15 protein-coding genes are annotated in these 21,228 nt (G+C 68.4%); 8 read left to right on the top strand and 7 right to left on the bottom strand.

All coding sequences use genetic code 11. The features are described 5' to 3' along the window. Positions 1-185: 185 nt before the first annotated feature. From AB0K73_RS07510 to AB0K73_RS07495, 4 genes are all read right to left on the bottom strand, one after another. On the bottom strand, positions 186-2,342 hold the full coding sequence (locus AB0K73_RS07510; RefSeq protein ID WP_364775039.1) for an alpha/beta fold hydrolase: 2,157 nt from the start codon (positions 2,340-2,342) through the stop codon (positions 186-188). After that, the gene (locus tag AB0K73_RS07505) at positions 2,339-3,247 is read right to left on the bottom strand and encodes a DMT family transporter (protein ID WP_360512219.1); all 909 of its coding nucleotides are present in this window, start codon (positions 3,245-3,247) and stop codon (positions 2,339-2,341) included. The genes AB0K73_RS07510 and AB0K73_RS07505 overlap by 4 nt, the downstream gene beginning before the upstream one ends. Before the next feature lies 1 nt (position 3,248). Continuing rightward, positions 3,249-3,740, bottom strand: a complete 492-nt coding sequence (locus AB0K73_RS07500; RefSeq protein WP_360512217.1) for a methyltransferase domain-containing protein — start codon at positions 3,738-3,740, stop codon at positions 3,249-3,251. Between the two features lie 192 nt (positions 3,741-3,932). Continuing rightward, positions 3,933-6,350: an AAA family ATPase gene (locus AB0K73_RS07495; RefSeq protein WP_360512215.1), complete on the bottom strand. Its 2,418-nt coding sequence runs from the start codon at positions 6,348-6,350 to the stop codon at positions 3,933-3,935. A gap of 771 nt (positions 6,351-7,121) precedes the next feature. On the opposite strand from AB0K73_RS07495, the gene AB0K73_RS07490 reads away from it, so the two are divergent. After that, positions 7,122-8,303 (top strand): tyrosine/phenylalanine carboxypeptidase domain-containing protein, encoded by a 1,182-nt coding sequence (locus AB0K73_RS07490; protein WP_360512213.1) that lies wholly within the window; start codon positions 7,122-7,124, stop codon positions 8,301-8,303. Continuing rightward, positions 8,300-9,298 (top strand): glutathione synthase, encoded by a 999-nt coding sequence (locus AB0K73_RS07485; RefSeq protein ID WP_360512211.1) that lies wholly within the window; start codon positions 8,300-8,302, stop codon positions 9,296-9,298. Before AB0K73_RS07490 ends, AB0K73_RS07485 begins: the two co-directional genes overlap by 4 nt. Before the next feature lie 47 nt (positions 9,299-9,345). Here the strand turns inward: AB0K73_RS07485 and AB0K73_RS07480 are convergent, their stop codons facing one another. Continuing rightward, positions 9,346-10,509 (bottom strand): FAD-dependent oxidoreductase, encoded by a 1,164-nt coding sequence (locus AB0K73_RS07480; protein WP_360512209.1) that lies wholly within the window; start codon positions 10,507-10,509, stop codon positions 9,346-9,348. 86 nt (positions 10,510-10,595) lie between these two features. Between AB0K73_RS07480 and AB0K73_RS07475 the strand changes: the two genes are divergently transcribed. The 6 genes from AB0K73_RS07475 (at position 10,596) to AB0K73_RS07450 (ending at position 18,866) form a co-directional block, all read left to right on the top strand. Further along, complete coding sequence (locus AB0K73_RS07475) at positions 10,596-10,805, top strand: heavy metal-associated domain-containing protein (RefSeq protein WP_360512207.1); 210 nt, start codon at positions 10,596-10,598, stop codon at positions 10,803-10,805. Further along, positions 10,786-11,769, top strand: coding sequence for a heavy-metal-associated domain-containing protein (locus AB0K73_RS07470; RefSeq protein ID WP_360512205.1), 984 nt, complete (start codon positions 10,786-10,788; stop codon positions 11,767-11,769). Before AB0K73_RS07475 ends, AB0K73_RS07470 begins: the two co-directional genes overlap by 20 nt. A 28-nt stretch (positions 11,770-11,797) precedes the next feature. Beyond that, a complete protein-coding gene (locus AB0K73_RS07465) occupies positions 11,798-14,119 on the top strand; it encodes a heavy metal translocating P-type ATPase (protein WP_360512202.1) in 2,322 nt (773 codons plus the stop codon). A gap of 26 nt (positions 14,120-14,145) precedes the next feature. After that, entirely contained in the window at positions 14,146-14,406 is a 261-nt protein-coding gene (locus AB0K73_RS07460) for a YHS domain-containing protein (protein WP_360512200.1), read from the top strand. A gap of 106 nt (positions 14,407-14,512) precedes the next feature. Continuing rightward, on the top strand, positions 14,513-15,907 hold the full coding sequence (locus AB0K73_RS07455) for a hypothetical protein (RefSeq protein ID WP_360512198.1): 1,395 nt from the start codon (positions 14,513-14,515) through the stop codon (positions 15,905-15,907). Positions 15,908-16,103: 196 nt separating this feature from the next. Continuing rightward, positions 16,104-18,866, top strand: a complete 2,763-nt coding sequence (locus tag AB0K73_RS07450) for an AAA family ATPase (RefSeq protein WP_360512196.1) — start codon at positions 16,104-16,106, stop codon at positions 18,864-18,866. Between the two features lie 81 nt (positions 18,867-18,947). Here AB0K73_RS07450 and AB0K73_RS07445 read toward each other — a convergent pair whose 3' ends face one another. Together AB0K73_RS07445 and AB0K73_RS07440 are read right to left on the bottom strand one after the other, a co-directional pair. After that, entirely contained in the window at positions 18,948-19,892 is a 945-nt protein-coding gene (locus tag AB0K73_RS07445; RefSeq protein WP_360512194.1) for an NADP-dependent oxidoreductase, read from the bottom strand. Then, a complete protein-coding gene (locus AB0K73_RS07440) occupies positions 19,892-21,088 on the bottom strand; it encodes an epoxide hydrolase family protein (RefSeq protein WP_360512192.1) in 1,197 nt (398 codons plus the stop codon). Before AB0K73_RS07440 ends, AB0K73_RS07445 begins: the two co-directional genes overlap by 1 nt. Positions 21,089-21,228 lie beyond the last annotated feature (140 nt).

Raw genomic sequence — 21,228 nt, 5'->3', positions numbered from 1 at the left:
GACGTGCAGGTACGCGAGCCACGGGTATGCCACATACCGCTGCTCGAAGCTGCGGTCCTCCAGACACGTTTGCGTCACGATGAGCGATATGTCGGTAAGAGCCCTGATCGTCGCAAACACCAGGACGATTGCGATGAGGAGGAGAGTCGATGTCCATATGGCGGCGCCCGAAGTACGGGTCATGATCACTCGGCAGGCGGGATGTTGACGTTATGCCGGAAGAGGTTCTCGGGGTCGTACTGCGCCTTCACCCGCCGCAACTTCTCAATGGTGGGGTGGTCGAACACCCGACTCGTCACCCCCGAGTCGGACTCTCCCGAAGAGTTGCCGTAGACGCCGCTGACATAGGGCGCGACAACCGCGGCATGCTCCCGTGCCGCCGTAATGCGTGCCTCATCTTCAGCCGGATCAGTCCACGCGAAGCCGGTGTTGAAGTCGAACTGGGTGTCACGGTGGCTGAACGCGGTTGCCTCATCGACGATGTCACGAATCGCCCCACCGTACGCCTGCATGCCTGCCGCCGGCGCGCCGGGCACACGCGAGGCCTCCAGGACGGCGGCGATCGCGTCATCGGAGAGGTCCCGGATGAACTGGTTCTTCGTGTATCGGCGCTTGGCATGGCCTCCGATCACATCAAGCCGGGTCTGCAGTGCGAGGTAGGTCATCTCCTCGTGCCGTTGTGCGGTTGCGCGCCCGAGCCTCGAGATGCTGTGCGCCAGCTCGGCGGCGTCGGCGGGCTCGCCAATCCATACGAACCCGACGGTTACCCCGTCGGTCGAGAGGTCGGCGGTGAACGTTGCACGGCGGGGTGCGTCCACGCTCAGGTCCCTCCACCGTCGCAGCACCGCGTCCGCCGCCTCGAACCCGAAGTCCGCCTCGACGATCAGGGTCTGCGGTGCGACCGGGTGCAGGTTGAACTCGAACTCAGTGACGACGCCGAAATTGCCGCCGCCACCCTTCAGCGCCCAGAACAATTCGGGATGGGTCTCGGCGGTCGCCCTGATGATCTCGCCGTCGGCGGTCACGAGTTCGTATGACCTCACGTTGTCGCACGTCAGCCCGAACTGCCGAGCCAGCCATCCCATTCCGCCACCAAGGGTGAGGCCGCCGACGCCGGTGTGCGAGACGTTGCCCGCCGTGGTCGCGAAACCGTGCACCTGGGCGGCTCGATCGAGCGTACCCAGCAGCGCACCGCCCTGTACGAACGCACGTCGCCGCAGCGGGTCGACGGTTACCCGATCCAGTTCGCGGAGGTCGATCATCAGTCCGTTCTCGGGCACCGCGTAGCCGACCACGTTGTGGCCGCCGCCGCGGATCCCGACCGTGAGCTCCGAGTCGCGCGCGAGGCGCACGGCCGTCTGAACATCGGCTACCGAGCGTGCTTGCATAACCATGAGCGGACGGTGATCGATCATGTCGTTCCAAACAGTGCGCGCCTCGTCGTAGCCCGGGTCGCCGCGGCGGAGAACGGCTGGGACGGCTGGGACGGGCACGACAGCATGTGGGTTGCGCCTGGCGGTGTGCTCCACCAGAGCGTCCATCACATCCGGCCACAGTTCGAACGGGATGGCGTGGCCGACGCGGGGCAGCACCATCAGTCGAGCGCCAGGGACTGCATCAGCCAGGGCGATGCCGTGCTCGAGCGGGAAGACGGGATCGAGGTCGCCGTGGATCACCAAAGCTGGGGCGACGATGTCGCGCAGATTTTCACGACGGATTCCGTCGATCTCCATGACGAAATGGTTTGTCAACGCCGTGAGCGGATTCGGTGTGCGCGCGACGTCCTGGATGGCCAGTTCCCGTGCTGCGGCCTCGTCGAAGTACGGCGAGGTGCCGGTGTAACGACGGCCCAGGTCGACGAGGAACTCTACGATCGCCCCGGTGTCATGTGCAGCGGAGGGTGTCGGTGCAGCTGAAAGGAAGCCTTCGGTCATCGGCGGCAGTTCGGGATCACCCGTGGTGGTGCCGGCGAACGTGACCGTGGCGACACGATCCGGATGTTCTACGGCAAGAGTTGCGACGATTGCGCCCGCCATCGACCTGCCGACGAGATGGGCGTCCGCGATGCCCAGATCGTCGAGGATGCCCAGCGCGTCGTCCGCCAGGTCGTGGAGCGAGTATCCGGGTCGGCCGACTGGGAAGGCGGTGGATTCGCCGGTGTCGCGGTGGTCATAGCGGATCACGTAGCGCCCGCGTGCTGCGAGGCCGTGACAGAACTCGGCCTGCCAGTAGATCATCGATGCTCCCGCGCCATGGATCAGCAGCACGGCGGGGTCGTCGGGGGAGCCGAACGTCTCGACGCAGAGGTCCACGTCGTTCGTGCGGATCATTCGCGTGTTCATCGCGTTTCCCTTCCTGTGACCGAGGTCACGACTTGGGGGCGGGGTGGATCGAGGGCAGGCCCGGGTCGTCGGGAGGCCAGAAGGGAACCGGCGAGGATCATCGGCATGCCCAGCGCGATGCCCGGACTGAGGGGTTCACCGAGGATTGCGACGCCGAGGAGGATCGCGACCGCGGGGTTGAGGTACGTGATCAGCGTTGAGCGGGCCGGCCCCACCTCGGCGACCAGGTCGAAGAAGAGCGCGAAGCCGAGCGCCGAGCAGATCACGCCGAGCACGATCATCGCAACCACCGATTGGACCTCGAACCGGACCGGGAGATTGCCGGGGACGAACGGTGCGTACACGGCCGCCGCGAGCAGCAGTGACGCGGCGACCACCGTGATCCGGGGCACTCCACTCAGGTAGCGGGACATGATCATGGGGCCGATTGCGTACCCCAGTGCGGTGAGCGCAAGGGCGCCGAGCGCCCACGGGCTCGTCACGGCGAGGTCGAAACCCGTGAGCACCGCCACCCCCAGAAATCCGACACCGAGGCCGAGTGCACGGACTGGCGTGATCCGGTCCCGCTGGGTTCCTGCCGCAATGGCGGTGGTAAGGATCGGCACCACGGCGATGAACAGTGCGGCCGTCGAACTGCTGACCAGCGTCTCGGCATGGCCGAGCAGTAGCCACGGGCCGCTGATCTCGACCAGGGTGAACGCAAGCACGGCAGGCCAACGCGAGATCACAGCGCGCAACGGGCTCCGCCCGAGGGCGAACGGGGCCAGCACCAGTGCTCCCGTCAGCGTGCGGCCGAATGCGATGAGCATCGGATCGAAGTCGACGAGAGCGATCTTGATCAGTAGGTAGGGCATGCCCCAGATGGCACCGAGCGCCAGCAGTATCAGCCAGCCGCGTCGTGACATCTCACGCCGCCTTGACGAGCACGTAGGTGAGCCAGGCCTCTGCGGCGGAGTCGATGTGCAAGGACCGGGTCTCGATGAGGAAACCCGCGCCCAGAAGGACGGGAAGCAGTTCGGATTCACGCCAGAGGGCCGTGTACCACGGTCCGTCATGTTCGATGTCCTTGCCCTCACGCATCGAGATAAGGGCCACTCCGGAGGGTAGGAGCGAATGGTGAATGCGACGAAGCACCCTGGGCAGTGAATCGTGCGGAATATGGATCAGCACGCACAGCGCGACCACTGCAGCGTACGGACCACCGAGCGGATCGGTCATCACGTTCAGCGCATCGACGGCCCGTCCGCGCTCAGCTTGGATTCGCCGGAACGCCGCGGTCGCGTCGGTGCGGCGTACCCGGCGCCCCAGTACGTCCTCGAGGTAGTCCGCATCACATCCCGTTCCCGATCCGACCTCGAGCATGCTGCCCGGAGGTGCGATCCGATCGAGCCGGCGCATTGCGAGCGCCCACTCGGGACTGGGCTCAGACCCGATGAGCAGCGCATAGTTGCGTGCATACTGCTCGTATGCGGCGATCGTAGCCCGGTTGAGCTCGACCGCTTCGAGCTCCGAGCGAGGCGTAGCAGCGGTGATGTTCGACATACCTGGAGCCTCGCCGTAAGACACGGCGAGTTGAATAGGGATTGTGCCTTAGTCGTCGACAGGCTGTGCGGTGGGCGCGTCGATGATCGCCTCACGGTATGCAAGCGCCACGGCCGCGCCTCGAGCGGGGACATCCAGCTTCCGGAGGATGTTCGAGACGTGCACGCTTGCGGTCTTGGTGGAAATGAAGAGCTGCGATGCGATCTCCTTATTGCTGAGCCCCTCGGCGACGAGCGTCAGCACCTCGATCTCACGGGCAGTGAGGCCATGCGGCGCAACGCCGGGGATGCGGCGATCGTCGCGGATCCTCCCGAGCTTCGGCCCGAGGGCCGCTCGGCGAAGCTCGAGCGCGCGAACGGGCACACGCCCGGCCACGAGCGCGTCGTATTCGGTGAGCGCGCGATCGGTGAGTTGCGTGTTCATCGCCGCGAGGTTCACCTCTGCCTCGGCGAGCAGCAGTTCCGCCCGCCCGTTCGGCGCGGGATCCAGCGCCATAGCCTCACGGATTGTGTCGAGTGCGCTGTCCAGTTGGCCGTGCGCGAGCTGCGCGTCGGCGAGGCGGGATGAGACGGCGGCACCTGAGTACTCGATAAGCCCCAGCTCCCGTAGCCGCGGTGTGGCGCGCCGGCCGAGCCGGATGGCATGGAGGTACGCGCCGTCGCGAACGGCGATGGTGACGGCGCACATCCATCCGAGCGCCTCGACCCAGCCGAGTCCACGCGCGGCCGCCTCAGCGATGACCTCTTCCAGCGCCGCGGCGCCGGCGCCGGCGGAGCCGATGAGCGTATCCGTCGCACGCGACTCGAGCCGGGCCGGGAGATCGTTCAATGTGCTCGCCAAGACACGCAGTTCTGTTGCGGTTTGGGCTGCAGCGTCGGCATCGCCGGCACCAAGTTGCGCACGCGCCAACTGTCCGAGGATGCCGGCTCGGCCGACGGACTCGACGTCGTCGATGCTGCTCGCTTCGGCGAGGTCGTCGATGTGACCCGGCAGCATGAGTTGCTGCCTGAGACTCGCGCGTTGTACGAGCATGCGTGCGCGCTGCGGGCCGGAAACGTCGTTGCGATCGAGCAGTTCGAGCGCCGCCTCGGCGAGAGCCAGGCCTCGCTCCGATTGAGCAGCCCAGCATGCCGCATCGACGGCCGCCTCCAGCACCTCACTGCGATCAGCGTGGATCGAGGCGGTCGGATCGGGTACGCGGTCCCATACGGAGAGCACTTGCTCAGTCATCCTGAGCTCTTCGACGAATGCCCCGGCTGCGTGCGCACGGCGGGCGACGTTCCAACTGCTGCAAAGCGCCCGCTCATGGTCCAGCGCACCTTTCCAGTGCAGCGCGATCCGGCCATCGCGGCCGCGTTCGGGATCCCAGTCCGGGTTCGACTCCATCGCCACGGCGTAGGCGCGGTGCAGTGACGCGCGCTCACCGGGCAGCAGTTCACCATCACGGACGGCTTCGCGGAGCAACTCGTGCCTGAATCGATATGCGCGCTCGTCAGCGGTGAGGATGCCCCGCTCGACGGCGGCGCGGATCCGGCGGGCTACCTCAGTGGCATCAATGCCAGCGACCGCCGCGAGCAGGTCGGCGTCAACGGAGGTTCCACCTACTGCGGCAGCGTGCACGAGCTCCTGAGTGGGATACGGCATCTGGCGTACGTCCGCGATGATGAATTCACGCAGATCTCCGGACACCGCCTCAGACATCGCACCCTCGGAGCTGATCAGCATTTCAGAGAAGAGCGGGATCCCACCGGAACGCTCGTGCACCGCTCGAAGCACGCCCGGCGAGGGGCGGGCGCCGAGTATCGCCTCCAGTTGCTCGCCGGTCTGATCCATCGTGAATGGCGGGACGCGGATGCCCGAGGCGTATCCAAGCCGAGCCAATGCGACACGCCATCCCGTCATCTCTGAACTCGAGCCGGTATCGCGGAGCGTAATCACGAGAACTGCACCCGAGCCCTCGAGGTTCGACGCGAGAAAGAGCAGCAGATCTCGGGTGGCAGGGTCCGACCAATGCATGTCCTCGACGAGGAGCACGACCGGCTGCTCCACCGCGAGCGCATCGACCAACGACAGCACAGCCTCGAACAGCTGAACACGGGATGGCTCGCGCTCAATCCCTTCGAAGAGCGTGGGGGCCAGCAGCGAGAGGGCCGCCGCCGTCGCTGGATCCAGCAGCGCCCTCACGTGCTCCACCCCGCGCTGTCGCACGATGTCGCGAAGGATCCCGACGACGGGCGCATATGTAAGACCCCCCTCGCTCTGTTCTATGCAGCGCCCACGGGCAACCATCGACGCGGCTCGGGCGCGCTCGGCGAATTCCTGCAGCAAGCGGGTCTTCCCCACGCCTGCGTCGCCGCTGAGGATCAGCACCCGGGCCTGACCGCGTCGGGCACCCTGCAACGCATCGTCGAGGAGTTCGAGTTCCATCGCCCGCCCGACGAGATGCGCGTTGATCCGTCTGACCACGGAGTCAGCATGACACGGGCTGGCACGAGGCGAAATCGGGCGAAATGCTTATGAGATCCCTGAGCCCACATCCTGGCGCGGTCCTGTGGTTCGCCGCGAGCGTGGAGATGGCCGCTGCGATCGCCGATCACTGCGTCCGATGGTGACAGTGGGCGATCGCGATCGCGATCCCGATCAACACCAACCCGAACAGTAGAACGATCGGACCAATGGTGGCCCACGTGTGAGCTCTTCGCTCAATGTCGTTCGAGAGCTCTTCAACGCTCGATTCGGACTGGCGGAGGGGCAGCCGGTCCTTCAAGAGCATGTCGCCCGAAAATGACCCCGCTACTCATCCGCGTAGTGCACCTCGGGCCAGCGGGCAAGGCCTCGACGCCGCGACGGCGGCACGCCTACGGTCGGATCATCGAGTGAACGGAGCCACCATGTCAGATCCTGAGATGACCCCGTCGCGGACGACTGACGACGCAGGGGGGAAGCGCGATGACAGTCGGACGTTGAGCGACAACGTCACCCTTCCCGCGGAGACCCATATCGAAGACGAGACCGTCGCGATCGATACTGCGTCAGGTGGGACCCAGAGCCCGGGGGACGACGATGAGTGACCGCGCAGATCGGCCCGACCGGAGCGGTGAGATCGTGAACCCGGAGGATCTGCCAGCGCAGATCGAGGTGACTGAGCAGGCTGGTGTCACCCGCATCGACATCGCAGAGGATGCGACCACTCGCCCTGGCGATCCTGGCTCGCCTGAGGACGAGCATGCTCGTGAGATGTCGTCACCGACCGAGCGGCTGGCGCCCGCACTCGACATCGACGCCCGGCTCACCGAGATCGAGCGCCGCGTGAACCTGCTCGTCAACGTCACGCCACTCAACGCGGCGGAGGCGTGGGCCGACTTCGAACGCAGTGACTTCGGCACGGCCCCCACGCTGCGGCTGCGGCCGTTGGACTTCGACCCGGACCTGGCGCAGCGTGACCTGTACGACCTCGAGGTCGAGAACGTGGACGACCCGGCGCTGCACACGCTCTTCCGGGCGAAGAGGGACGAGATCGCGCGGGAGATCACCGCGTTGGAGGACCGCGACACGTCACGGTTCCTCTACGGGTCACTCCAGCTCTACGGAACGGTGGCCCCTCCGCTGGCGGCGGCGGCGGAGGAGTTGCTCGAGACCATCCCCCCGCAGGCGCCCAGCAGCCAGACCGTCACGGCCGGGGCGTTCGCCGAGGCGGCCCGTGCGGAGTTCGAGCGCTACCGCGCCGTGTACCCGGACTTCCCGGTCCGCGTCGAGGTACGGGACGACATCTCCGAGCTGATGGTGTCGTTCGGCCGCCTGCTCATCCCGGAGTCCGCCGCCTTCCGGGCCGACCGGGTCGAGCCGTTGCTGCACCACGAGGTCGGCACCCACGTGGTCACCTACCAGAATGGTGCCCGGCAGCCACTGACGCTGCTGACCATCGGTCTGCCCGGTTACGACGAGACCCAGGAGGGCCTCGCCGTGCTCGCCGAGTACCTGACCGGCGGGTTGGACCCGCGGCGGCTGCGCGTGCTCGCGGCGCGAGTGGTCGCGGTCGGCAAGATGCTCGACGGCGCCGGCTTCCTGGACATCTTCGAGTCGCTGCGCGCCGACCACCGCATACCGGCACGGACCGCGTGGTCCATCGCCATCCGGGTCGTCGTCGGGGGCGGTTGGGTGAAGGACGCGATCTACCTGCGCGGGATCACGCGCATCCTCGACGCCCTCGCCGAGGGCAGCCGCCTCGACGTCCTGCTCGTCGGCAAGCTCGCGTTGGACCACATCCCCCTGGTGCAGGACCTGCTCGACCGCGAGGTGCTCCACGCGCCGTGGGTTCGCCCGCGCTGGCTGGACGTGCCCGGTGCACAAGAGCGTCTGGAGAGGCTGCGCGCGGGCGCGACGGTCACCGACCTCTACGAAGGAGACGTGGCGGCATGAGGCTCGCATTTCTCGTCAACGACGTCGACACCGAGGTGGACGAGTACGCGACCACCCGACTCGCCAGGGCCGCAGCCAGGGGCGGGCACGAGACCTGGTATGTCGGCGTCGGGGACCTCGAGCACGGCAGCAGCGATGGGACGTTCGCGGCCATGGCTCGCGCCGCGAGGTGGAAGCGCGACGACACCCTCGCGAGCTTCATGGAGGGGATCAAGGCGCGCGATCCCGAGCGGATCGTCATGGACGACCTGGATGCGCTCGTCCTGCGCAACGAGTCGATCGACGACCTGCAGGAGCGCCCGTGGGCAAGCCCGATGGGCGTGGTGTTCGGACAGATGCTCGCGGACCGAGGGGTGACGGTGGTCAACGACCCGAACACCCTCCATCGAGCGACCAGCAAGCTCTACCTGGAGGAGTTTCCCGAGAAGGTTCGACCACGGTCGCTGGTGACACGGAATCCGGAGTCGATCGAGCGGTTCGTCGAGGAAGTCGGCCACTGCGTCCTGAAACCGCTGTACGGGGCCAAGGGCCGCAACGTCTTCATGATCGAAGGCCCGGGAGAGACCAACCTCGCGCAGATGACGGAGGCGGTCCTGCAGGACGGTTACGCCATCATCCAGGAGTTCATCGACGGAGCCAGGGAGGGCGATGCCCGGATCTTCCTGCTGGAGGGCCGCATCCTCGAGCGCGACGGCAGGCCGGCCGCCTTCCGACGCGTGCCCACCGGCAACGACCCGCGCGCCAACATCAGCACCGGCGGTCGGTCGGTGCCCCTCGAGGTCGGTGCAGCCGAGCTCGGCATCGTCGAGGCGATGGGCGACAAGCTCGTCGCCGATGGCATGTTCCTCGTGGGCATCGACGTGATCGGCAGCCAGGTGGTGGAGATCAACGCGGAGAGTCCCGGCGGGTTCCAGAGCGTCGAGAGGCTCTACGACATCGACATCGCCGAGACCGTCATCGAAGCCCTGGAGCGCCGCGCGAGCCCGAGGTCCTGAACCGTACCGCCGGTCATCCGACGACGGGGGGCCCGCCGCCTACAACCCTACGAAGCGCTGTTGAGCTGCCGGGCTGCCATGATCTCCGCGGCGATGCTGCGGACGGACTTGGCGTCGTCGACCCCGACGACCGCTGTCGTGTGGCTCTCGTGGGTGCCGACGGCGACGACGGTTCCGTCGATCGGCTGGGTCCAGCGACCCCCTGGGAACGCGACACCCCACGCCGTGAGCGTCGAGCCATGGATCCGGCTGGAGTAGCTCGCGGCGAACCGGTACTCGCCGGGATCCGGACCGCCGAGCAGGTCGTGGATAATCGAGCGTGCTGCATGCGCACCCTGAGCGGCCGCATCCTCCCAGTGATCGACCCGCACCGACGCGCCGCCGGCGCGGACGGCTGCGACGCCGCCGGCGGCGTACACATCGCGCTGCCCGGATCGCAGCCGACCGTCGACGGCGATGCTTCCCTCGCGTGATCCGACGAGAACGGGTCGACGGGCGACGGTGCCGTGGGCGACGAGCGCCGCGTGTGCTTCGAGGCGTTCCCCGTCCTCCAGTTCGATGACCACGGACTCGGACCCGGCGATGACGTGGCTCACGGGATGGCCGAAGCGTGTGCGGAGACGAGCGTCGTGTACGTCGAGGAGGGCCGACGCCACGACCGGGCCGAGTTCGCGACGCAGGGGGATCGGCGAGCGGGACACGAGGGTCACGTCGGCTCCCGCTTCCGTGAGCAACGACGCAGTCTCGGAGCCGACGAGGCCGGCGCCGAGGATCACGACCCGGCCACCGCTCGACGGCAGCAGGTGGCGCACCCGCTCGGCGTCCTGGATCGAGTGGAGAGGCGTGAGCCGCTCGACCGCGCCGACGCGATCCATGTCGGCCTCTGTCGAGTAGTGCCGGGGGGTGCTCCCCGAGGCGAGCAGCACGGCCGCCGGCCTGATGTGACCCCCGGAACGGAATCGCACGGTTCCGTCATCCTCGATCGCGGATACCTCCTCGCGCACCAGCTCGGCGCCCGCCGGCGCCTCGCGGGTGATCTGCTCGGGCGTCAGCAACCCGGTCAGCACGCCCTTGTTCACGAGCGTCCGGTTCATCGGCCCCTGCGGGTCGGCGATCGTCACCGGCCCCGGCCAGCCGGAACGCGCCAGCGTGTCTGCCGCGGACCAGCCCGCGGCGCCGGCCCCGACGATGAGGACGTGATGCGACTTCATGCGAACCTCCAGATGCGGAATACCCCACAGGGATATATGGTTGGCACCATACTAATACCCCACCCCCGTATCGAAAGGATGAAGCGATGAGCGTGTTCGAGTACCAGGTGACCGGAATGACGTGCGGGCACTGCGAGCTGTCCGTGCGCGAGGAAGTTTCCGAACTACCCGGTGTGCAGACGGTGGACGTGTCGGCCGTGACCGGCCGTCTCGTCATCAGCTCCGAGGTGGAGCTCGACGATCGCGCGGTCCTTGCGGCCGTCGAGGAGGCCGGCTATGTCGCGCAGCGCCGGTGAGATGAGTACCCCGCTCCGTCTTGGTCTGTTCGGAGCGGGTCTTGTCGCGGTGTTCGGCGTGGCCGTGGCGGTTGGTCCGATCGTGGTGTCGCCGAGCGCCGTCAGCGCCTGGGCCGAGCAGAGCGAGCAGGGCGACCACGAGGGAGGGGAGCACGAGATGACTGGCGAGAAGCCCACCCCGGCCGAAGTGCCTGGGTTGTCGATCGAGGCGGACGGATACCGATTCGCCGATCTCACCGCGCCGGCAGGAACGGATGAGCCGGGCGAGCTGCGATTCCGGATCCTCGGCACCGACGGGGAGCCGGTGACCGAGTTCGACGTCACGCACGAGAAGCAGCTGCACCTGATCGCGGTGCGCGCCGACGGCAGCTCCTTCCGGCACGTGCACCCGGAACTGGACCCGGACGGCACCTGGAGCATCCCCTGGACGTGGTCGGCGGCGGGCGCCCACCGGCTCTTCGCGGACTTCCGTCCCACCGGTCACGACCGAACCGTGACGCTCACCAACACCGCCCAGGTGAACGGGCACGTACATGCGGGGGAGGTGGCGGCATCCGGCGACCGCGTCGCAGAGGCCGGACCGTTCACGGTCGAGCTCGCGGGCGACCTCGACGCGGGCACGGAGACGGAACTCGTCTTCACGGTGCGCCGTGACGGCGAGCCGGTCACGGACATCCAGCCCTATCTGGGCGCGGCAGGCCACCTGGTCATGCTGCGAGCCGGTGACCTCGGCTACCTGCACGTGCACCCGCTCGACGAGGCCGAGAAGTCCGGCGCGACCGATCTCGGACCCGACATCCGCTTCGGCGCGGCCCCGCCGACGGCGGGCGGGTACTTCCTCTACCTCGACTTCCAGGTTGACGGACAGGTCTACACCGCGTCCTTCGCTGTCGACGCCGCCACGTCTTCAGAACCCACGTCGGGGTCGCACTCCGATACCGGCGCGCACGGCGGCGAGCACTGACATCCGACAACGAAGAAAGGAACGTCCGATGAATGCGAGAACCACGCAGGATCCACCGCCAACCGGTGTCATCGAGCTCGAGATCGGCGGGATGACCTGCGCCTCCTGTGCGATGCGGATCGAGCGCAAGCTGAACAAGCTGGACGGCGTCACCGCGACGGTCAACTACGCCACGGAGAAGGCCCGCGTCGAGCTGCCGGCCGGGGTGAGCACGGCCGAGGTGATCGCGGAGGTCGAGAAGACCGGCTACACGGCGGAGCTGCCTGCACTGACGAACGCCGAACCCACCTCCGCCGCCGACCGGGCAGAGGATGGGGAGTTGCGGTCGCTCCGGCAGCGGCTGACCGGTTCAGTCGTGCTGTCGGTCCCGGTCATCCTGATGGCGATGATCCCGATCCTGCAGTTCCCGTACTGGCAGTGGCTGTCACTCGTCCTGGCCGCACCGGTGATCGTGTGGGCGGCGTGGCCGTTCCACCGTGCCGCCTGGGTGAACCTGCGCCACGGAGCCGCCACGATGGACACCCTCGTCTCGGTCGGCACCTCGGCCGCCCTGTTGTGGTCGGTCTACGCACTGTTCCTCGGAACAGCCGGACTGCCGGGCATGACGCACCCGTTCGAGCTGACCGTCGCGCCCTCGGATGGTGCAGCCAACATCTACCTGGAGGTCGCCGCCGGAGTGACCATGTTCGTCCTCGCCGGCCGCTACTTCGAGAAGCGATCCAAGCGCGCCGCCGGAGCCGCACTGCGGGCCCTGCTCGAGCTCGGCGCCAAGGACGTCGCGGTGCTCACGGACGGGCGCGAGCAGCGGATTCCCATCGACCGGCTCACCGCCGGCGACGAGTTCGTCGTGCGCCCGGGCGAGAAGATCGCTACCGACGGCGTGATCGTCGATGGCCGCAGCGCCATCGACCAGTCCATGCTGACCGGCGAATCCGTGCCCGTCGAAGTGGCGGTCGGTGACGCGGTCGTCGGCGCCACCGTCAACGCGGGTGGCCGGCTCGTGGTGCGCGCCACCCGTGTCGGGTCCGAGACGCAGCTCGCGCAGATGGCCAAGCTCGTCGAAGACGCCCAGTCGGGCAAGGCGCAGGTGCAACGTCTCGCCGACCGGATCTCCGGTGTGTTCGTGCCGGTCGTCCTCGCGATCACCATCGCCACGCTCGGCGTATGGATCGGCGCGGGGTTCCCGGTGGCCGCTGCGTTCACGGCCGCCGTCGCGGTGCTGATCATCGCATGCCCGTGCGCACTCGGCCTTGCCACGCCGACCGCGCTCCTGGTCGGAACCGGTCGCGGCGCGCAGCTCGGCATCCTGATCAAGGGCCCCGAGGTGCTGGAGTCGACCCGCAAGGTCGACACCGTGGTGCTCGACAAGACCGGCACCGTGACCACCGGTCGGATGACGCTGCTCGCCGTGCACACGGCCGCGGGGGAGTCCGAGACGGACGTGCTCCGGATCGCGGGCGCGCTCGAGGATGCCTCGGAGCATCCGATCGCCCGGGCCATCGCCGTCGGTGCGACCGCCCGCGTCGGCGATCTCCCCGCGCTGGAATCGTTCGAGAACGACGAGGGGCGCGGCGTGCACGGCATCGTCGACGGGCACCTCGCCGTCGTCGGCAGGGAATCGCTGCTCGGCGACTGGGCCATTCCGGTGCCCGACGATCTGCGCGCCGCGAAGCTGGCCGCGGAAGCCGCCGGCCAGACCGCGGTAGTCGTCGCGTGGGACGGCGCAGCCCGCGGCGTGCTCGTCGTCGCCGACCGGGTCAAGGACTCCAGCCGCGAGGCGATCGCGGAGCTTCGCCGGCTCGGCCTCACTCCCGTGCTGCTGACCGGAGACAACGCCACCGTCGCCCGCCACGTCGCCGACGAGGTCGGCATCGACGAGGTCATCGCCGACGTCCTGCCCGCGGAGAAGGTCCGCATCGTCCGCGAACTGCAGGGGAAGGGCAAGGTCGTCGCAATGGTCGGCGACGGCGTGAACGATGCCGCGGCCCTCGCCCAGGCCGATCTCGGCCTGGCCATGGGCACCGGTACGGATGTCGCGATCGAAGCGGCCGACATCACCCTCGTCCGTGGCGACCTCCGAGCGGTGGCCGACGCCATCCGGCTTTCGCGCAGGACCCTCGGGACCATCAAGGTCAACCTGTTCTGGGCGTTCGCCTACAACGTGGCCGCAATCCCGCTGGCCGCATTCGGTCTGCTGAATCCCATGCTCGCCGGCGCAGCGATGGTGTTCTCCAGCGTCTTCGTCGTCAGCAACAGCCTCCGCCTGCGCACCTTCCGCTCGCGGACAGCCGGCGCCAGCGGCGCCAACCCCACCGCGACCGCATCGGCGCGGGAACTCGAACACGCGTGATGCACGCGAACGGAAAGGACACCCTCATGAATGCACACTCCTCCACCCCCGGCCACGGCCACGCCCACGGCCACAGCCACGCCGCGAAGCCCGCCGACGCGACCGACCTGCTCCGCGGACCCGACGAGCTCGCCGAATGCCGGGTGATGCCCGGCAGTGTGGTGGTCAAGGCCGACGCCGAGGAGGCCGGTCTCTACCGGGACCACGACGGAGAGCGCTACTGGTTCTGCTGCGCCGCCTGCGGCCCGCTCTTCGACGCCGACCCGGAGAAGTACGCCGCAGCCTGATCGCTCGCGCTGAAGGGGTCGACGGACATGCCGTCGACCCCTTCGACGTGCTTGTGAAGGCCGGCCCGCATTGTGTGCGAGCCGCACCACCCCATACGGTCGTCTCGTGCCGACCGGGACCCGACGAAGCGTGACCGCCGCCCTTGCCCTGCTGTTGCTGCTCTCGGGCTGCGCGAGCAGCACGGAGGGTCAAGAGGCAGATGCCGCCCTGTTGGGCTGCGACGAGCTCGCGCCCTCCGACGACCTCGTCGCCGCCGCACTCACCGACGTCGCCGGCGTGGAGCCCAGCCCTATACCGGCGATGCCCCCGCTGGAGTTCGACCCGTTCCTGATGCTCCTGCCGGCCGCCGGCGGACTCCGCTGTTCATGGAACGCCGGCGCACCCGCCGTCGACTTCACGAGCGATTGGGGCTACCTCTCGATCGAGGCGCTTCCGCACGACGGTGATGCCGTGAATGTGCGAGACGCCGACGGCGAGCCGATCGCCTCGTCGACGTCGATCGGGGGCTACGACGCGGTGGCGGCATGCCGGGCCTGGGCATTCGAGTGCGTGGTCGCCGCTTCGGTCGAGGGCGTGTGGATGCAGGTGAGGCTGCAGTGGCCCGCGTTCAACAGTGTGTCGCGATTCGCAGCGGTCGACGACGAGCTCGTGCTCGACCGGCTCGCCGCGGTCGCCGAACCAGCCTTCGCGTCGGTCGCGGAGGCCGGTCCTGAACAACTCGACTGGCCGGTGGTCACCGGCCAAGCCGATTGCGACGGTACTGCACCGACTGCACCACCCGGCGCCATGCCCGAAGACGTGCTGCCCGAGTTCTCACGGTTGATCGTCGAGCGCGCGGGAGTGGTCGCGTGCGCGCTCGAAGGCGGACGGCTCTACATCGTTCCCGGAGCCGGCGACCTGATGGAGAGGATGCTCCGCGAGCCCGATTTCGACGGGGCGTTCGAGCCGCTCGACGACCGCACAGGCTATCCGGCGCTCGGCCGGGTGTCAGTCCCGGGCGCCATGATCGTCGTCTTGACAATCGGGGAAGACGCGTATGTCATCGAAGCCGGCGACGCCGCGGCATCCGCGCGCGACATCCTCACCGCTCGCGTCGCCGACTACACCGGTCCGCAGCGCGACGAGTCACTGCATGCCCCGAACATCGCCACCGCGGAGGCCGAAGGGTTCGCGCTGGTCGAGGGCACCGCGGCGGAGCTCGGGCTCACGATCGCCACGACCTATCCACCCGAACGCCGTCGGTGCGAGCATCCCGACGGCTTTCCCGGCGTCGTGTCGGAGGTCGCGGTGACCACCGCTGCCTCGTCGACGCCCGACGAAGAGCTCTTCGAGATCGTCGACCGGTACTGGTCGTCGCGTGCGCTCACGGTGTATCGCCCCGACAACGGCATCGCCGCCGAGGGTGCTGCCGGTGGTCTCATCAGCACGGTGTACCTGACCGCGTCGGAGTTCGGCGGCGGACCGAGCATCCGCGTGCAGATACCCTGTGCACTCGAGTAGCTGAGCGGCCGCTCTGGTCGTCGGACCTGATTGCGGCGGATCATGCCCGCGGATTACACTCCGAGCCAAGCGAGACTTCCTCACGCCTGACTCAGTGCCGCCGCCCCCGGCTCGGCGCCGACAGCTGATGCAACGTCGGGCGCCGGCCGTTCGGCGGCCTCAGATCGTGAGGACCGGTTCGCAAGGAGGCCTCAGCATGGGCGGACACGACGATCGTCTCCTTCTCGGACGTGCGCACGAGCAGACCATGCTGGACGACCTCCTGGCCGAAGCACGAGGCGGCCACGGGGCGGTTCTGGTGATCCGTGGTGAAGCCGGGGTGGGCAAGACGAGCCTCCTGCGCCATTGCGCGGACCACGCCACCGGCCTCCAGCTTCGCCGCATTGCCGGAGTGCAGTCGGAGATGCAGCTGCCGTTCGCGTCCTTGCACCAGCTCTGCCGGCCGTTCCTCGATCGAGTGGGCTCGATTCCTGCACCTCAGGAGGTGGCGCTGAGCGTCGCGCTGGGGCTGATCGACGGGGAGACTCCCGACCCGTTCCTCGTCTCGCTCGCCGCGCTGAGTCTCCTCTCGGAGGCAGCCGCGCAGCAGCCGATGCTCTGCCTCATTGATGATGCGCAGTGGGTCGACAGCGCCTCAACGCAGGCCCTCGCCTTCGTCGCGAGACGCCTGCTCGGGGATTCGATCGCCATGGTGTTCGCCGTGCGCGAGCCGGCCTCGAATCGCGGACTCGACGGCCTGCCGGAACTGCGACTGGAGGGTCTCGCGGAGGACGACGCTCACGCTCTCCTCCGGACGGTCATCCCGGGTCGACTCGAATCCCGCGTGCGTGATCGCCTGCTCACGGAGACCCGGGGCAATCCGCTCGCCTTGCTGGAGCTGCCGCAGCGGCTGACCTCGACGCAACTCCCGGGTGCCTTCGTGCTGCGTGACGATCGGGGTCTTCCCGAGCGCATCGAGGATGCCTTCCTCGCTCGCCTGGAGGGACTCTCCCGAGAGGCGCGGCTCCTGCTCCTCCTCGCCGCCGCCGAGCCGGGCGACGATCCGTTACTGCTCTGGCGCGCGGCAGATCGTCTCGGCATCGATGCCTCGGCGGCAGACGCGACGGAAGGCGAAGGCTTGCTCACCGTCGACAGCGGTGTGCGGTTCCGGCACCCGCTCGTGCGCTCCGCGGTCTACCGAGCAGCATCGCCGCACCATCGGCGCGCCGTACACCTTGCCCTCGCAGAGTCGATCGACCCGAGGGCCGAGCCCGACCGACGTGCATGGCATCTCGCGGCAGCAACCGTCGGACCAGACGAGACCGTGGCCATGGAGTTGGAGCGATCAGCGGGGCGAGCGCGTGCCCGAGGTGGTCTCTCGGCAGCAGCTGCGTTCCTCAAGCGCTCGGCCGAATTGACGAGCGATTCCACCGCGCGCGCAGAACGCGCCCTCGCGGCAGCGCAGGCAAGCCTTCACGCAGGTGAATTCGAGTCGGCACTGCACGTGCTTCATACGGCCGATGAATCCACGTTCGACGAGTTGCACCACGCTCGGGCCGACCTGATGCGTGCTCAGATCGCGTCCGCGTCGGGATCACTCGACGAGGCGCCTGCCCTCCTGCTCGCGGCGGCGGAGCGGCTGGAGCCGCTCGACCGGGTTCTTGCTCGCGAGTCCTATCTCGACGCATGGGGGGCGGCGCTCTTCGCGGGCGACCGGGCCGGTGCCGACATGCGCGAGGTCTCCCGCGTCGTGCGCAGCCGGCGAGCCTTCGGCGTCGATCAGCACGGTACCGATCTCCTCCTGCATGGGATGTCCGTGCTGATGACCGACGGTCGCGAGGCGGCGGCACCGATCCTGCGCCGCGCGCTCAGCGAGTTTCTCGCGGAGGACCTTCCGATCGACCGAGGAATGCAATGGAGCGTGATCGCCTCATGTGCCGCGCTCGAGCTCTGGGACTTCGAGACCCGGAACAGGAGCACGACGAGGCAGTTGCAACTGGCGCGAGAGGCGGGAGCGCTGACGCCTCTCGCGTTCGGACTCAACGGTTCTGCGATCACGATGGCAATGACGGGCGAGTTCGAAGCCGCCCTCCGTCTGTGTGCTGAAGCAGCCGCGGTGAATCAGGCGATCGGCAGTCGAGTTCCTCCATTCGGAGGGATGTTGCTGGCGGCTCTTCGTGGTCGTGATTCCGAGGGCTTCGCACTGCTCGAGGAGGCCAGGCGAAACGCGGGCGCGAGCGGGTCGGGATTCGGACTCCAGTGGGCGCAATGGACCGGCGCGATGTTCCTGAACGGCCTGAGGAGGTACGACGAGGCGCTGGATGCCGCTGAACGAGCGTGGGATGCATGGCCCGACTGGTTCGTCTCCATCTTCGCGTCGGCTGAACACATCGAGGCAGCCGCGCGGCTCGGCCAACCGCACCGGGCTGCGGAATCGCTCGAGCGCGTCACGGCGAGCGCGAGCGTGGGCGCCACCGAGTGGGCGGTCGGCATCTCGGAGCGGTCGACCGCCCTGCTCAGCGAGGTCGCCGACGCCGAACCGCACTACGTCAAGGCAATCCAGTGCCTCAGTGCCACGCGACTGCGTCCAGAGGTGGCACGTACGCATCTGGTGTACGGCGAATGGCTTCGACGCGAGGGTCGGCGGGTCGACGCCCGCGAGCAACTGCGGACCGCGCACTCGATGTTCACGGACATGGGTGCTGAAGGGTTCGCGGAACGCGCTCGGCATGAGCTGGTCGCGACCGGGGCGACGGTGCGCAAGCGTTCTCAGGCGCAACACGAAGAGCTCACGCCCCAGGAAGCGCATGTGGCCCGACTGGCAGCTGACGGGAGGACGAACGCCGAGATCGGTGCCACGCTCTATCTGAGTCCCCGCACTGTCGAGTGGCATCTCAAGAAGGTCTTCCTCAAGCTTCAGATCAACTCCCGCAGAGCTCTGCGAACCTCACTCCCCACCTACGAACCGGTCGCCGGCTAGCCTCGTCGAGGTCTGCTCGGCGCGCGTCGCTCGCCGGGAGCTCGTGGCTCCCGGCGAGCAGGTCCGCGGGCATGGCGCCTTCTAGCCGCCGGCCACGGACAGCACCACCTTGCCGGGCCCGCTCCGCAGGGCGCCGGGCCCATAGGCCTCTGCACCCCTGGCGAGCGGCAGGACGTCCGAGACGATCGACCGGACGAGCCCGGCGTCCATCAGCCTGCCGATCTCCACCAGCTGCCGGACATCCGGCCGGACGACGAACCAGATCGCCCGGCGCCCGTCGCCATCGTCGCGGTCGGGTGGACGCGGGACAGCGATCGACACGAGCCGCCCACCCGGGCCGATCACATCCCATGATCGCGACCACGTGTCACCTCCGACCGTGTCCAGGACGAGATCCACGTCCGCTACGACGTCCTCGAAGCGCGTCCCGCGGTAGTCGATCACCTCGTCGGCGCCGAGTCCGCTCACGAACGCACGATCGCGCTCAGAGCTCGTCGCCACGACGAGGGCGCCCCGCCAGCGGGCGAACTGGACCGCGAACGTCCCAACGCCCCCGGCACCGCCGTGGACGAGCACTCGCTGACCGGGTTGCAGGTCCCCCTGATCGAAGAGCGCCTGCCACGCGGTCAGGGCAGACAGCGGGACCGCCGCCGCTTCCGCGAACGTCAGCGACTCGGGCTTCGGGGCGAGTTCGCCGGCGTCGGCCCGCACGGCGACGTATTCCGCGTCAGCTCCGTCACGATGGGCGTCGAGGTACCCGAAGACCTCGTCCCCGACCTCGAGGCCCGTCGCCTCCGGGCCGACCGCCTCGATGACGCCCGCGACCTCCCGTCCAGGAACGATCGGCAGTACGCGGGGCTCGGCGTCCTGGTCGAGCCACACCCCTGGCCAGTCCAGCTCGGCCGGGCTCACGCCGCTGGCGTGAACTCGGACCAGGACATCCCGTGGCCCGAGGTCGGGCGAGGGGGCCTCCTCGAAGGCGAGTCGTGCCGGCGCGCCCTGTGCGTAGGCTCGGAGTGCGAACATCAGCGCAACGACCTGAAGGCAGCCCGCACCTCGGCCGTGAAGAGCTCGGGCTCCTCCCAGGCCGCGAAGTGACCACCGCGCTCGACCTCGTTGAAATAGGTGGTCGTCGGGTAGACGGTCTCGACCCAGGTGCGCGGGGACGGGAAGAGCTCGCCCGGGAAGGTCGAGAATGCGACCGGGACCTGCACCGGCGGCGGGGTGTGGCCGTGGGACGCGGCCAGGAACCGGCCGAACTCCCAGTACCAGCGGGCGGCCGACGCACCCGTGCCCGTCAACCAGTACAACGTGATGTTGTCCAGGATCTGATCCCGGGTGAGGTTGCCGACGGGGTCGCCGTCGACGAACGCGCGGGTGATCTTGAGGTAGCTGTCGGTGTCATGGTCGAGCATCCAAGCGGCGAGGCCGATCGGCGAGTCGAGCAGCGAGTAGCCGATGGTCTGCGGCCTGGTGGACTGCTCGAGGAAGTAGCCGAAGCCGTCGGTGGTGAACGTGTCGAGGGCGGCGTGCGCGGCACGCTCCGACTCCGACTCCGCCGGGAGGATGTCCTTGACGCCGATCGCGAGGGCGAGCAGGTTCATGTGGATGCCGACCAGTCCGTCGGGGCCCTGGCGGCCCATCGCATCGGTGACCGCGGCGCCGACGTCGCCGCCCTGGGCGACGTAGCGCGTGTATCCGAGGCGTGCCATCAGCTTTCCCCAGGCGCTTGCGATGGGGCCGTTCTCCCAGCCGAGCTCGGTCGGTTCGCTGGAGAAGCCGTAGCCGGGCAGGGACGGCAGCACGACGTGGAATGCGTCCTCGGCGGAGCCGCCGTGCGCGGTCGGGTCGGTCAGCGGGCCGATGGTGTCCAGCATCTCGATGACCGAACCCGGCCAGCCGTGCGTCAGGATCAGCGGCATCGCGTTCTCATGCGGCGACCGCACGTGGATGAAGTGGATCTCGACCCCGTCGATCTCGGTCGTGAACTGCGGCAGCGCGTTCAACCGTTGTTCGACGCTGCGCCAGTCGTACTCGTCGGACCAGTACCGCGCAAGCGCCTGCAGCGTCGCGAGCTGCACCCCCTGCGAGCGGTCCTGGACGAGTTCCCGGCTCGGGAATCGCGTCGCCGCGATTCGCCGGCGCGCGTCGTCGATCTGCTCCTGCGAGAACTCGACCGCGAACGGCCGGATGGCGGTGGTGCTGTCGATGATGGTGCTCATGATGATTTCCTTTCGATGACCTCGTGGGTCTGGTGACAGCATCGAGCCTGCCCGTGGCATCCGTTCGTCGCGCCCGTCGTCATCACTGGTCGGGGCTACTGGTGCCCCCGGGTTGTGCGCGTCTCGGATGGCGCCGGCCG

The sequence above is a fragment of the Agromyces sp. NPDC052230 genome, assembly GCF_040679595.1.
Taxonomy (GTDB): Bacteria; Actinomycetota; Actinomycetes; order Actinomycetales; family Microbacteriaceae; genus Agromyces.
This window is presented reverse-complemented; position numbering and strand designations above follow the sequence as displayed.

What these genes read in the sequence shown, in the direction of transcription:
- AB0K73_RS07510 (WP_364775039.1), bottom strand. Translation starts at nt 2,342, where the DNA reads ATGAACACGCGAATGATCCGCACGAACGACGTGGACCTCTGCGTCGAG.
- AB0K73_RS07505 (WP_360512219.1), bottom strand. Translation starts at nt 3,247, where the DNA reads ATGTCACGACGCGGCTGGCTGATACTGCTGGCGCTCGGTGCCATCTGG.
- AB0K73_RS07500 (WP_360512217.1), bottom strand. Translation starts at nt 3,740, where the DNA reads ATGCGCCGGCTCGATCGGATCGCACCTCCGGGCAGCATGCTCGAGGTC.
- AB0K73_RS07490 (WP_360512213.1), top strand. Translation starts at nt 7,122, where the DNA reads ATGTCGTCACCGACCGAGCGGCTGGCGCCCGCACTCGACATCGACGCC.
- AB0K73_RS07485 (WP_360512211.1), top strand. Translation starts at nt 8,300, where the DNA reads ATGAGGCTCGCATTTCTCGTCAACGACGTCGACACCGAGGTGGACGAG.
- AB0K73_RS07480 (WP_360512209.1), bottom strand. Translation starts at nt 10,509, where the DNA reads ATGAAGTCGCATCACGTCCTCATCGTCGGGGCCGGCGCCGCGGGCTGG.
- AB0K73_RS07475 (WP_360512207.1), top strand. Translation starts at nt 10,596, where the DNA reads ATGAGCGTGTTCGAGTACCAGGTGACCGGAATGACGTGCGGGCACTGC.
- AB0K73_RS07470 (WP_360512205.1), top strand. Translation starts at nt 10,786, where the DNA reads ATGTCGCGCAGCGCCGGTGAGATGAGTACCCCGCTCCGTCTTGGTCTG.
- AB0K73_RS07465 (WP_360512202.1), top strand. Translation starts at nt 11,798, where the DNA reads ATGAATGCGAGAACCACGCAGGATCCACCGCCAACCGGTGTCATCGAG.
- AB0K73_RS07460 (WP_360512200.1), top strand. Translation starts at nt 14,146, where the DNA reads ATGAATGCACACTCCTCCACCCCCGGCCACGGCCACGCCCACGGCCAC.
- AB0K73_RS07450 (WP_360512196.1), top strand. Translation starts at nt 16,104, where the DNA reads ATGGGCGGACACGACGATCGTCTCCTTCTCGGACGTGCGCACGAGCAG.
- AB0K73_RS07445 (WP_360512194.1), bottom strand. Translation starts at nt 19,892, where the DNA reads ATGTTCGCACTCCGAGCCTACGCACAGGGCGCGCCGGCACGACTCGCC.
- AB0K73_RS07440 (WP_360512192.1), bottom strand. Translation starts at nt 21,088, where the DNA reads ATGAGCACCATCATCGACAGCACCACCGCCATCCGGCCGTTCGCGGTC.